Consider the following 12,511-nt stretch of genomic DNA (forward strand, 5'->3'; position numbering starts at 1 on the left):
GAAGATCATAGACCGCCGGCTTGGAACCGCGCAGCGCTTGGGAGGACCGGCGATGTATCTCGGAATCGATCTCGGCACGTCCGGCGTCAAGGCGCTGCTGATCGACGACCGGCAGGAGGTCGTCGGTTCGGCGAGCGGCCACCTGGATGTCTCGCGGCCCCAGCCCGGTTGGTCGGAACAGAAGCCCTCCGACTGGATACGCGCGACCGAAGAGGCCATCGCCGGCCTGAAAGCAAAGCACGGCTCGCAGTTCGCGGCCATCAAGGGCATCGGCCTGTCGGGCCAGATGCATGGCGCCACTTTGCTGGACGGCAGCGACGAGGTGCTTCGGCCCTGCATCCTCTGGAATGACACCCGCAGCCATGCCGAAGCGGCGAAGCTCGATGCGGACCCGCGCTTTCGCGAGATCAGCGGCAACATCGTCTTCCCCGGCTTCACGGCGCCCAAGATCGACTGGGTGCGCAACAACGAGCCAGAGATTTTCGAGCGGCTGCGCAAGGTGCTCCTGCCCAAGGACTATCTGCGGCTTTGGCTGACCGGCGAGCACATTTCGGAAATGTCCGACTCCGCCGGCACGTCCTGGCTCGACGTCGGCGCGCGCAAATGGTCGGCGGAGCTTCTTGAAGCGACGCATCTCGATGAATCCCAGATGCCGTCCCTCGTCGAGGGCACTGAGCCCGCGGGCACGTTGCGCGCCGATCTGGCCGCTCGCTGGGGGCTTTCGGGCAAGGTAGTGGTGGCGGGTGGTGCCGGCGACAATGCCGCGTCGGCCTGCGGCATGGGCACCGTGCGGTCGGGCCAGGCCTTCGTGTCGCTCGGCACGTCCGGCGTGCTGTTTGCCGCCAACGCTGCCTATCGGCCCAATCCGCAGAGCGCGGTGCATACCTTCTGCCATGCCCTGCCGAGAGCCTGGCACCAGATGGGCGTCATCCTTTCGGCGACCGATTCGCTCAACTGGCTGTCCTCGATCACCGGGAAGAGCGCCGCCGACCTCACGATCCACTTGGGAGAGGGCCTGCGCAAGCCGACGGGCGTAATCTTCCTCCCGTATCTCTCGGGCGAGCGCACGCCGCATAACGACGCGGTGATCCGCGGCTCGTTCACGGGGCTCGGACACGAATCGGATGCTGCGGCGCTTACTCAGGCCGTGCTGGAGGGCGTGGCCTTCGCCTTCCGCGACAGCCTCAATGCGCTGACCGCCGCCGGCACGATGCTGACGCGCGTGACGGCGGTCGGAGGCGGCTCGCGCTCTCGCTATTGGCTGAAGGCGATCGCGACCGCCTTGGGCCTGCCGGTCGACATCCCGGAAGACGGCGATTTCGGCGCCGCATTCGGTGCCGCGCGGCTAGGTCTCATCGCTGCCGAAGGGGCCGATCCGCACAAGGCGCTTACCCAGCCGACCACAGCGGAGACGATCGAACCGGTCGCCGATTTGACTGCCGCCTACGAGGATGCCTACCGCCGCTACCGCGCGCTTTACCCGGCGATCCGGAGGACGATGTAAACCTGGAGGGGCGGGTTCCTCGATGCGCGGGATGCTTCAGTCACCTATGGGAGGAGTTTCACCGTGAGCACTGGATTCTTCGGCGACATCAAGCCCGTAAAGTATGAGGGACCGGATTCCGACAATCCGCCTGCCTATCGCTTCTACAATCCCGACGAGGTGGTGATGGGCAAGCGGATGGAAGACCATCTGCGCTTCTCCGTCGCCTATTGGCATTCCTTCGCCTGGCCGGGAGGCGATCCGTTTGGCGGGCAGACCTTTGAGCGCCCCTGGTTTGGCGACTCGATGGAGCATGCGCGGCTGAAGGCTGATGTCGCCTTCGAGATGTTCACGCTGCTCGGCGTGCCGTTCTACTGCTTCCATGATGCGGACGTGCGCCCGGAAGACGCGACGTTCGCCGAGAGCGCGGCGCGGCTCGACGAGATTGCCGAGGTCTTCGCCGCCAAGCAGCGCGAGACCGGCGTGAAGCTTCTTTGGGGCACGGCCAACCTGTTCTCGCATCGCCGCTTCATGGCCGGCGCCGCGACCAATCCCGATCCGGATGTCTTCGCCTATGCCGCCGCCACGGTGAAGAAGTGCATCGACGTCACCAAGACGCTGGGCGGGCAGAACTACGTGCTGTGGGGTGGCCGCGAGGGCTACGAAACGCTCCTCAATACCGATCTTAAGCACGAGCAGGAGCAGGCCGGCCGCTTCTTGTCGATGGTGGTGGACTACAAGCACCGGATCGGCTTTGACGGCACGATCCTGATCGAGCCGAAGCCGCAGGAGCCGACCAAGCACCAATACGACTACGACGTCGCGACCGTGTACGGGTTCCTGAAGAAGTTCGGTCTGGAGAAGGAGGTCAAGGTCAACATCGAGCAAGGCCACGCGATCCTGGCCGGCCACTCCTTCGAACACGAACTGGCGCTCGCCGCCGCACTCGACATTTTTGGCTCCATCGACATGAACCGCAACGACTACCAGTCCGGCTGGGACACCGACCAGTTCCCCAACAATGTTCCGGAAATGGCGCTCGCCTACTACCAGGTCCTGCAGGCGGGCGGCTTCACAACGGGCGGCACCAATTTCGACGCCAAGCTCCGCCGGCAGTCGCTCGATCCGCAGGACCTGCTGATCGCCCATGTCGGCGGCATGGATTGCTGCGCCAGAGGGCTGAAGGCGGCGGCAAAGATGATCGAGGACAAGGCGCTGTCTGGTCCGCTCGAGGAACGCTATGCCGGCTGGAACTCAGCCGAAGCGCAGGCGATGCTGAAGAGTGAGCGCACGCTGGAGCAGATCGCCGAACGCGTGGTGAAGGAGGGTATCGAGCCGAAGCCGCGCTCGGGCCGTCAGGAGTATCTGGAGAATATCGTCAACCGGTATGTTTGAGGCAGAGCTTCGGCTCGCGTACCTTCCCCGAGGCGCTCGTGCACAAGCCCTCTCACCCGGCCTCGCTTCGCTTGGCCGGGTGAGAGGGGGGCGGACCTAGCTCGGACTGTTCACGCTTTACGCAGCTATGTTCGGAAACAGCCCCAGCAGTCCGACGATGATGAGATAGATCGCCACGATGAAATTGAGCAGCCGCGGCACGATGAGGATCAGGATGCCGGCGATCAGCGAAACGAGCGGCGTGAGGGCGATGTTGGTGAGGTCCATGCGTTTTCCTCTCAGCGGGTCAGACCGAGATAGAAGTAGATCGCGGCCGGCTTGTTCCTGACGATGGAATCGTCATTCTAGATTCGTCATCGCGGACGAACGTCCACCAGGCGAATTCGCCACCCGTAAGGCCACAGGCGCGTTCCGGAAAAGAATTCCGGCACGCCCTCCCTTGGCAGATCACGCCGCGTCGCTGATGTAGCGCGCCGTCGGAAGTACCGTCAGGGGCGGCAGTTCGCCACGGGCAGGGCGGGCGAACAGCATCCGCTGCTCCATCTTGGTTGACTGGAAGAATGGGTAGCGCTTGAACGACCGTTCCTTGATGGCGTTGACCGAAGCGCGGTAGAGCACGACCGGATAGTTCAGCCCTGGATAGCTGCGCAGTTCGCCAACCTGCTGGGAGTGGTAGATGCGCTTGTAGAAGCCGACGTGTTCTTCCTTGACCATCGACAGGCAGTAGGGCGCATTGAAGTAGATGCAGGCCATACCGGCGAGGCGCAGCGTGAGATAGGGGATCTGAGGATAGATCTTCGACCATTCCGGATCTGCTGCGAAACGGCTGGGATCGATAAACGAATCACCGGCCTCGATCATCGGCCTCAGCACGTCGCCGTACACCATCACTGAAGGCGAGATGGGCGTGGTAGAGGTCACGTGATGGAGGCGAAGCGTGCTGACTAGCTTACCGTCGATGTAGATTCCGAACTTGTAGCAGTTGGGAACCTCGTCGAAATGGTCATGGATCGCCATTTCGGGAATGTCGGAGACCATGTCCGACAGCCGGTAGGACTTGTAGCGCAGGCGGTAAATGTCCTCGAGGTCCTCGCCCTTGTCGCAGCGCCGGTATTCCGTCCTGTCCAGCAACTCGGTGATGCCCTTGGCAAACTGAGACATTTCGGGCGCAAACGTTCTCGTCTCGCCAGCAGTACTGCTGGCAGCAGTCCTATCCGTCATGGTGTGGCCTCGTGGTTCCGCAATTTGAGGGTGAACCGCACTCGCTGCTCTGTAAAGCGCAAAACTCAATGCGTCAGGTTTACCTTTCGTTAAGGTTAAAATGCGGACGCGAGATTTGTTCCACCCAGGCGGGCTGTGCCACTGAATCGCTTCGATGAAAATAAGGTGTGCTGCGGCGCTTACGCTCAGGCCTGCGAGCGGCGCTTTGGCTCGCTCTGATCGCTGACGAATGGCCAAACAGTCGTCGACATGGTCTCGATCCCGGCGGCCGAGAGGGCGGAGCCGAACAGGAAACCCTGCAGCAGGTCAGGCTTCACTTCGCTGGCAAGGATCTTCAACTGATCGAAGGTCTCGACGCCTTCGACCGTGACCTGCAAGCCGAGTGGCCGCGAGAGATTGACGATGCCCTTGAGCAACTCGAGCGAGCGGGGGCTGCGGGTCACGTCCAGCAGGAAGCTGCGGTCAATCTTGATCTTGTCCAGCGGCAGCGTGTGAAGGTAGCTCAGGCTAGAATAGCCGGTTCCGAAGTCGTCGAGCGCAATGCGAACGCCGATCTGGCGCATCTCCTCGATGAAGTTGCGCGTCAGCGCCTTGTCGTCGAGCAGGGCGGTTTCGGTGACTTCGATCTCCAGGCGATTCGGAGCGAGCTTCGAAGTGGCCAGAGCTTCACGCACGCGCTCGACGATGTCGCGGCTGCGGAAGTCGCGCGCCGAGAGGTTTACGGAGACACCGATCGGCTCAGGCCACTTCGCGCACTCGTGGCAGGCGGAATCCAGCATGAATGCGCTGATTTCCGAAATGATCCCCATCTCCTCCGCCAAGGGAATAAAGATGCCGGGCGAGATCGGGCCGAGGTCGGGGTGGTCCCAGCGGCAGAGCGCCTCGCAGTTGGCGATCTGCATCGTGCTCATGGAGATGATCGGTTGGTAGACGACGCGCAGCGACCGCGCCTCGATCGCGGCCCTGAGGTCCGCTTTCATAAGCTGACGGTTGCGGAAGGCCGCGTCCATGGCCGTCTCGAACAGCCGCCAGTCGTTCCTGCCGAGTTCCTTTGCCTTGTAGAGCGCGAGATCGGCCTTGACGATCATCGCGTCGACATCCGCGTCCTTGATCCTGCAGAGAACGGCGCCGCCGCTCAGCTGGACGCGCAGGGCGTGGCCGGCCACGTCCACTTCACCTTGAAGCCCGGCGAAGACGCGATCCATCTGGGCCGTCAGGTGGCTTTCGTCCTCGATGTGATCGAAGAGGATCATGAACTCGTCGCCGCCAAAGCGGCTGATCTTTACCGTCTCGCTAGCGAATACCGAGAGCTTCTCCGCCACGGCATAGATCAGTCCGTCGCCGATGGGATGGCCCAGCGTGTCGTTCACGCTCTTGAAGTCATCGAGGTCGAGCACTGCGATAGCGCAGAGCCGGTCCTTGTCGCCGCCGGCTAACGCCTCGTTCGCGAGTTCCTGAAAATAGGCGCGGTTCGGCAGGCCGGTAAGGCTGTCATAACGCGCCATCGAGCGGATCTTCTCCTCGGCCTCTACACGCGCGGTGACGTCCTCGAAGGTGATCACGCCGAGTTCCTGGCTGCCCTCGCGGGCCGAGAACTCATAGTGCTGGCCGTTCGTGAAGGAAACGAGCACCTTACGGCTACGGCCCTCTCTGAGGGCACGGGTAAGTTGCGCCTCGATGAAATGGAAATCCTTGGCGTCCAGCATGCCGCCCGCCACGCCTCGCATGAGCAGCGAGCGGATGGAACGGCCGAGGAGATCCTGCGGCGACTTCATGGACATCAGGTGGGCCGCTTCGGCATTGGCTACGACCACCTTGCCATCGGGACCCAGCATCACCAGCCCGTGCGACATTGTGTTCAGCGCCCGGTTGAAGCGCTGGGCCAGTCTGTTGGCCTTCTTTTCCTCCGAAAGCGCCGTGAACAGCACGTCGCGCACGAGGTCGGCGAAACGCTTGATCGCAAAGAGGAACGGGATCGAGAGCAGCCCGAGCAGGAAGTGGTAGATGTCGCCGCGCAGCATGAGGCCGAGGGAAATCGGCCAGGTCAGCGTCAGGATGAAGATCATCACCATGCGCGGCGAGCCGTAATTGCGCCCGGAAATGGAGGTCGCGGAGGCGAGCGTCACGCAGATCGAAGCAATCTCCGCGAAAGGATCATGGGCAAGATAGAGCCCGACGAAACAGAAAAGGCCCAGCGTGAAACCATGCAGGGAGCCGTAGAAGATGTAGTCATTCTCGCGCTGCCGCGCCTCCGCCCAATCTTTCGGACGCGGCGCATTGCGGTATTTGGCCACATTGGTCAGCCGCAGGACCGCGACGATCAAGAGTCCGAGTGCGACGTAGAGGTAGAGCGGGTCGGCGGTCTTCCAGTAGCTGAGGAGGACCAGAAAGATCTGGGCCGCGAAGCCAATGCTCAGCGTCAAGCCGTCGCGGAAAAGGGTTTCCACGAAGGGGATGTAGACATCGACCGAAGTGGTCTCGTTCTTTCGCCTGCCTGGCACGCCGTTATCCCGGCCTTGTTTCAGCGCACTCTCTGACACATCCGGCTTAAAAAAAGCTTAGACGGTTTCATGTGAGTGATGCGATTTTAATGGCCCTGCCATGCGCGTAGCTTGAGGCTGCGCGCACACGGCTCATTCCGCGGCCGGCACAAGCCTCTCGGTTTCGGGCTGATGAAGCCGCTGCAAGAGGCGCTGGCGCTCCGCATCGGCCCTGGCGATGCTCGCCTGTTTGATATGGCCGTAGCCGCGGATCAGTTGCGGAAGCGAAGCCAGCGCGACCGCCGCCTCCAGCCGGCGAGGCTCCAGCAGACTGAGCACGAGATCAAGGTCTTCCTCGTAGCGCCGCAGCAGCGCCTGTTCGGCGCGCCGTTCGGCCAAGTAGGAGAAGGGGTCTACGAAGGAGTTGCGCAGGCCCTTCATCGCCGCCAGCACTCTGAAGCCGGTCATCATCCAGCCGCCGAACCGCGATTTTCGCGGCTCGCCATCGGCGCTGCGCTGCCCGAGGATCGGCGGGGCGAGGTGGAACTCGAGCCGGTCATAGCCGTCGAATTCCTTGGCAAGTTGCCGCTTGAAGGAGCCGTCGGTGTAGAGCCGGGCGACCTCGTACTCGTCCTTCACCGCCATCAGCTTGAACAGCCCGCGGGCGACGGCCTCCGTGAGTTCCGTCGACCCCGGCCCGACCTTGTTCTCGGCTTGGCGGACGGCCGCGACCCGATCTGCATACCGCTCGGCATAGGCCACGTTCTGGTAGCCAGTCAGAAATGCGACACGTCGGGCGATCACATCGTCGAGTGATTGCGCCTCGATTGAAGCGGGAGCGTTGCCGGCCGCCTGTACCAGGCGTCGGACATGGTCCGGCTGGTGGGCCGCCCGGCGCCCCCAGTGGAACGCCGCGATGTTCATCGCGACCGCCTCGCCGTTCAGCGTGATCGCGCGTTCGATCGCTTCGGCCGAGAGCGGCAGGGCGCCGCGCTGATAGCTCACGCCAAGCAGGAACATGTTGGCGCCGATCGAATTGCCGAACAGCGCGGCCGCGGTGCCGGTGGCATCGAAGAAATGCACCCGCTCCGGCCCGGCTGCACTTCGGATCGCCCGCTTCAGTCGCTCTGTCGGAAGTGAGAAATCGGCCGACCGCGTGAACTCGCCCGGCATCACTTCGGCGGTATTGGCGATAAAGGTCGTGTGGCCTTCCCGCACGGCGGCAAGGACTTTTCGCGATCCCGAAACGACCAGATCGCAGCCGAGCACGAGGTCCGCCTTGCCGGCCGCGACGCGGATGGCATGGATCTGCTCTGGCGTCTCGGCGATCCGGACATGGGTGAACACCGCGCCGCCCTTCTGTGCGAGGCCCGCCATGTCGATGATGCCGCAGCCCTTGCCTTCGAGATGGGCGGCCATGCCGAGGATGGCCCCGATCGTGACGACGCCCGTTCCGCCCACGCCGTCGACGATGGCCGACCAGCCGCCCTGGTCAAGCCGGAAAGGGGCGGGCTCGGGGACGTCGGCAAGCGGATTTTCCGAACCGGCGAGCCCTTTGGCCCGCTTCAGCTTTGCGCCATGAACCGTCACGAAGGATGGACAGAAGCCGTTGACGCAGGAAAAGTCCTTGTTGCAGCTCGACTGGTCGATGCGGCGCTTGCGGCCGAATTCGGTCTCGACCGGCTGGACGGACACGCAGTTCGACTTCACGCCGCAGTCGCCGCAGCCCTCGCACACCAGTTCGTTGATGATGACGCGCCGGTCCGGATCGGGATATGCGCCGCGCTTTCGCCGGCGCCGCTTCTCGGATGCGCAGGTCTGGTCATAGATCAGCACCGATACGCCCTTCACCTCGCGTAGCTCGCGCTGGACGAGATCGAGATCGTCGCGGTGGTGGATCGTGGTGCCGGCGGGGAAGGGGGATGCGTACTTCTCGGGCTCGTCGCTGACGACCGCGATCCGTTCGATCCCCTCGGCTCGGACCTGCTCGGCGATCGCATGCACCGACAGGCCGCCTTCAACCGGTTGGCCGCCGGTCATGGCGACGGCGTCGTTGTAGAGGATCTTGAAGGTGATGTTGGCGCCCGATCCCCTGGCGAAGCGCAGCGCCAGGCTGCCGGAGTGATTGTAGGTGCCGTCGCCGAGGTTCTGGAAGATATGGTCGCGCGTGACGAACGGGGCCTGGCCGACCCACTGAGCGCCTTCGCCGCCCATCTGGGTGAAGCTGTCCGTAGCCCGGTCCATCCAGAGCACCATGAAGTGGCAGCCGATGCCGGCCCCCGCGATGGAGCCCTCCGGCACCTTGGTGGAGGTGTTGTGCGGGCAGCCCGAGCAGAAATAGGGCGTGCGCTGGCCGATGTCCTTGGTGTCGGCAAGCATAGCCTGGAATTGCCTGATCCGGCTCAGCCGAGAAGCAATCTCCTCCGACGCGCCGATCGTGCGCAGGATGCGCTCGCCGAGCGCTATGGCGATGTCGTTCGGATCGAGGGCTCCACCAGCGGAAAACAGCGAGCCACCGCGCTCGTCGGTCTTGCCGACGATCAGCGGCCGGTGCGCGGTATTGTAGAGCGCCTCCTTGAGTTGGACCTCGATCAGCGAGCGCTTCTCCTCGACGACGACGACCGTCTCCAGCCCCCTCACGAAATCCGCGACATGCTGGAGATCTAGGGGCCAGGGTGCTCCGACCTTGAAGAGGCGTATCCCCAGGCGGGCGGCCTCGGCCTCGCCGATCCCGAGTTCATCGAGTGCCTGCCGCACGTCGAGATAGCTCTTGCCGACCGTGATGATTCCCAGTCGCGGACTTTGGCCGCCCGAATAGACGATGCGGTTGATGCCATTGGCCCGGATGAAGTCGGAGACTGCGGCGCGCTTGTAGACATGCATGCGCGCTTCCTGGCCGAGCTGGTCCAACTCGCTGCGGATGTTGAGCCCGCCCTGCGGCATATCGAACGGAGGAAGGGTGAGGCGCACGCGGTCGAGGGAAGCATCGACCGAGGCTGTCGATTCGATGTTGTCCTTCACGCATTTCAGCGCCGCCCAGGTGCCGGCAAAGCGCGACAGCGCATAGCCGTAGAGGCCGTAGTCGATCAGTTCCTGGACGCCGGCCGGATGCAGGACCGGGATCATGAAATCGAGGAAGGCAAACTCGGTGGCATGGGCGGTGGTCGAGGATTCGGCCATGTGGTCGTCGCCCATCAGCGCGAGCACGCCGCCATGTCTTGAACTGCCCGCCAGATTGGCGTGTCGGAACACGTCGCCGGAACGGTCGACGCCCGGTCCCTTGCCGTACCACAGCGAAAACACGCCGTCGTAGCGGCCATCGCCGCCGAACTCGGTCTGCTGGCTGCCCCAGCAGGCGGTGGCGGCCAGTTCCTCGTTCAGGCCCGGCTCGAAGACGATGTTGGCCGCGCCGAGCTTCTCGCGCGCCTTCCAGAGCTGGATGTCGAGGCCGCCAAGCGGGGAACCGCGATAGCCGGAGACGAAGCCGGCGGTGTTAAGCCCCGCTCGTAAGTCGCGCTCCTGCTGCATCAGGAGCATGCGCACGATGGCTTGGGCGCCGGTGAGGAAAACCCGCTCCTTCGACAGGTCGAACTTGTCGCCGAGCGCGACGTCGTGGAGGGTCATCTCGTCTAGTGCCTGCTCGCTTGCCGCCCGACTCGGGGGCTCCTCGCGTCCTACGTGTATCGGACTCTTTCGCCCTGAGAGGGTTGCGTCAAACGAAATCGAATCGCAAGCCCGTCTATGCCTTGGGAATGTCTGGGCACGGTGCGCCGCCCTGATCCGGCAGGTGACCGCCCGGACGTCCGGCCAGTTCCGGGTTCGGCGTATAAAGGGGGCCGACGACCAGCGGCTTGTCGGGCAGGATCGACTGGTTCTCTGAGGAGGTCATGGTGGTCTCGATCGTCTGGAGCACCGCGCCATCGGCATTTTCGATGCGGATCGAAACGGCGTAGGGCCGGTCCTTCACGACACAGCGAAGGGGAGGGCTCTCGATCGTCGTTTTCTCGAGCTTGGGCCAGATCTTTTCCCTCACCACAATGGGCTCCCCGCCGGCAGGATCCTCGAAGGTGGCGACCGCCGTTTGGCCGTCCCCAAGCGGTTCGACCGGCACAAGATTTACAAGATAGGTCGCCGTCGCCACGCGATAGTTGAAGACGAAGAGCTTGCCGTCGATGCGGAAATGCTCGCCGGCGGCACCCGAGTCCCGGCAGGATACGAGCGCTAGACAAGCTCCAGCAACCGCCAGCAGAAGCAGGGCCGGTTTTCTCTCAGACATCGTCATCCTCCCCCTTCCGTCGGTGATAATACCTGTGCGCCTTGCGCCGGTTGCCGCACACCGCCATGTCGCACCAGATGCGGCTGCGGTTCCGGCTCTCGTCGAGGAACAGCCATCGGCAGTTGGCGCAGATCCTGATCCGATCCATCCTCGAGCTCTGAAGCAGCGAAAGCGCGGAGAGAGCGACGGCTGCCTCAAACGGGATCGGCGCCTGCGACCCCTGGAACGGGTTTGATGTCTCCGGGAGCCGTAGGGCGCTACCCCTCAGGGCGGAAGCGCAGGCTGTGAGGAATGGCGGCAGATCGCCCGCCTCCATTTCCCCATCCGAAACGCGCCGGCGGAACAGCCGATCAGTGGTTTCGCGGACCGTCAGCACGCTCTGCGATATTGCGGCCGGCCGCGGAGCAGCAAGAGCGCGCCCGGCAAGCTCCTTGGCCCTGTGGCGGGTGGCCGCATCGGCGAAGCGGGCGATCTCCGCCGGGTCGTCGAAGCGATCAAAGGAGCGCTCAGGATCTCCCCGCAGCACGACCGTGTTGGTGACGTCGAGCGCGAGTGCGCCTCCGGAAAAGCGGTGCGGGGTCCATTCGACGGCCATGGCGATACTCTAACCGCCAAAACGAGTTTGACAAGTTAGACGTGCCGGACCACCATCGGCATGCCATCCTGGGCGGGGCTGGACCGCGCATGCTGTATTTCGTCCAACAGTTTCTCAACGGGCTGCACATCGGTGCCATCTACGCGCTGCTTGCGTTTGGCTACGCCCTGATCAATGGAGTGTTGAAGCGGACTAACCTTGCACACGGCGCGATCTTCGCTTTTGCGGGGCAGGTCATGATCCTCACCGCCGTCTTCGGCTGGCAGGCTTTGTGGCTGACGCTTTCGGCCACGCTCGTGCTCGGCATCGGTGCAGCCCTGGCCTATGGCGCGCTCGTCTCGGCGATACTTGCGCGCGGCGTGTTTCAGCCGTTGGCGAGCCGCTCTCCCAATTCGATCGTCGTTGCGACCCTCGGCGTTTCCCTCGCGCTGATGGAACTCGGGCGCATCGCCGCGGAGACCCGCGATTTCTGGCTGCCACCGCTTCTCCAGGCTCCGGTCGTGTTCGCATCGGAAGGCACGTTCCAGGTCACGCTCACGACGCTGCAGGTGGCGAACTGCATGCTCGTCGCTGCTGTGCTCTTCGCCTCGTCCCGGGCGATGACCCGCACACGTTTTGGCCGCGAATGGCAGGCTGTAAGCGACGATCCGGGCGCAGCGGCGTTCTGCGGGGTCGACACTCGCCGTGTCTTCAATCGAACGGTGGTGCTTGGCGGGCTGGCCGCGTCGCTCGCCGGCATATTGGCGGGGCTCTATTACGGCAACATCAGCTTCGGCACGGGCCTGGTGTTCGGCCTGAAGATCCTGTTCGTCACGGCTGTCGGAGGCTATCTAGCGCCATCGCGGGCCGCGGTGGGCGGCTTTGCCTTCGGCATCGCCGAGTCGCTCTGGTCCGGCTATTTTCCGATCGAATGGCGCGACGGCTGGATGCTGGGGCTGCTGGTTGCGCTGCTTGTGCTGAGGCGCGAAGCCGTCGATGCAGGCGAGGCCGAGCGGGCGTAGCCGATTGTGCCGGGATGGGCACCAAGAGCGTTCGGCTACCCTTACGTCATTGGCATAACC

9 protein-coding genes are annotated in these 12,511 nt (G+C 63.7%); 3 read left to right on the forward strand and 6 right to left on the reverse strand.

Annotated features, from left to right (window positions below; translation table 11 throughout):
• Positions 1-52: 52 nt before the first annotated feature.
• Entirely contained in the window at positions 53-1,504 is a 1,452-nt protein-coding gene (xylB, locus tag HUI96_RS04295) for a xylulokinase (RefSeq protein ID WP_188253410.1), read from the forward strand.
• A 63-nt stretch (positions 1,505-1,567) separates the two neighbouring features.
• A complete protein-coding gene (xylA, locus tag HUI96_RS04300) occupies positions 1,568-2,878 on the forward strand; it encodes a xylose isomerase (protein ID WP_188253411.1) in 1,311 nt (436 codons plus the stop codon).
• 117 nt (positions 2,879-2,995) lie between these two features.
• On the opposite strand, the gene HUI96_RS04305 is transcribed toward xylA, so the two are convergent.
• The 6 genes from HUI96_RS04305 to HUI96_RS04330 form a co-directional block, all read right to left on the reverse strand.
• Positions 2,996-3,145 (reverse strand): DUF3096 domain-containing protein, encoded by a 150-nt coding sequence (locus tag HUI96_RS04305; protein ID WP_188253412.1) that lies wholly within the window; start codon positions 3,143-3,145, stop codon positions 2,996-2,998.
• A gap of 180 nt (positions 3,146-3,325) precedes the next feature.
• Positions 3,326-4,099 (reverse strand): N-acyl amino acid synthase FeeM domain-containing protein, encoded by a 774-nt coding sequence (locus tag HUI96_RS04310; RefSeq protein WP_237683950.1) that lies wholly within the window; start codon positions 4,097-4,099, stop codon positions 3,326-3,328.
• A 185-nt stretch (positions 4,100-4,284) separates the two neighbouring features.
• Entirely contained in the window at positions 4,285-6,600 is a 2,316-nt protein-coding gene (locus tag HUI96_RS04315) for an EAL domain-containing protein (protein WP_188253413.1), read from the reverse strand.
• 132 nt (positions 6,601-6,732) lie between these two features.
• Positions 6,733-10,203 carry an indolepyruvate ferredoxin oxidoreductase family protein gene (locus HUI96_RS04320; protein ID WP_188253414.1) on the reverse strand — a complete coding sequence of 1,157 codons (3,471 nt, stop codon included), beginning with the start codon at positions 10,201-10,203 and terminating at the stop codon, positions 6,733-6,735.
• 115 nt (positions 10,204-10,318) lie between these two features.
• Positions 10,319-10,855: a hypothetical protein gene (locus HUI96_RS04325; protein WP_188253415.1), complete on the reverse strand. Its 537-nt coding sequence runs from the start codon at positions 10,853-10,855 to the stop codon at positions 10,319-10,321.
• Positions 10,848-11,450: a CGNR zinc finger domain-containing protein gene (locus tag HUI96_RS04330; protein ID WP_188253416.1), complete on the reverse strand. Its 603-nt coding sequence runs from the start codon at positions 11,448-11,450 to the stop codon at positions 10,848-10,850. Before HUI96_RS04330 ends, HUI96_RS04325 begins: the two co-directional genes overlap by 8 nt.
• Positions 11,451-11,539: 89 nt before the next feature.
• Between HUI96_RS04330 and HUI96_RS04335 the strand changes: the two genes are divergently transcribed.
• Complete coding sequence (locus HUI96_RS04335; RefSeq protein ID WP_188253417.1) at positions 11,540-12,451, forward strand: branched-chain amino acid ABC transporter permease; 912 nt, start codon at positions 11,540-11,542, stop codon at positions 12,449-12,451.
• The last annotated feature ends 60 nt before the right edge of the window (positions 12,452-12,511 follow it).

This window comes from Pseudaminobacter soli (ex Zhang et al. 2022) (assembly GCF_014595955.1).
In the GTDB taxonomy this organism is placed as follows: domain Bacteria; phylum Pseudomonadota; class Alphaproteobacteria; order Rhizobiales; family Rhizobiaceae; genus Kumtagia; species Kumtagia pseudosoli.

What these genes read in the sequence shown, in the direction of transcription:
- xylB (WP_188253410.1), top strand. Translation starts at nt 53, where the DNA reads ATGTATCTCGGAATCGATCTCGGCACGTCCGGCGTCAAGGCGCTGCTG.
- HUI96_RS04320 (WP_188253414.1), bottom strand. Translation starts at nt 10,203, where the DNA reads ATGACCCTCCACGACGTCGCGCTCGGCGACAAGTTCGACCTGTCGAAG.
- HUI96_RS04335 (WP_188253417.1), top strand. Translation starts at nt 11,540, where the DNA reads ATGCTGTATTTCGTCCAACAGTTTCTCAACGGGCTGCACATCGGTGCC.
- HUI96_RS04325 (WP_188253415.1), bottom strand. Translation starts at nt 10,855, where the DNA reads ATGTCTGAGAGAAAACCGGCCCTGCTTCTGCTGGCGGTTGCTGGAGCT.
- HUI96_RS04305 (WP_188253412.1), bottom strand. Translation starts at nt 3,145, where the DNA reads ATGGACCTCACCAACATCGCCCTCACGCCGCTCGTTTCGCTGATCGCC.
- HUI96_RS04330 (WP_188253416.1), bottom strand. Translation starts at nt 11,450, where the DNA reads ATGGCCGTCGAATGGACCCCGCACCGCTTTTCCGGAGGCGCACTCGCG.
- HUI96_RS04310 (WP_237683950.1), bottom strand. Translation starts at nt 4,099, where the DNA reads ATGACGGATAGGACTGCTGCCAGCAGTACTGCTGGCGAGACGAGAACG.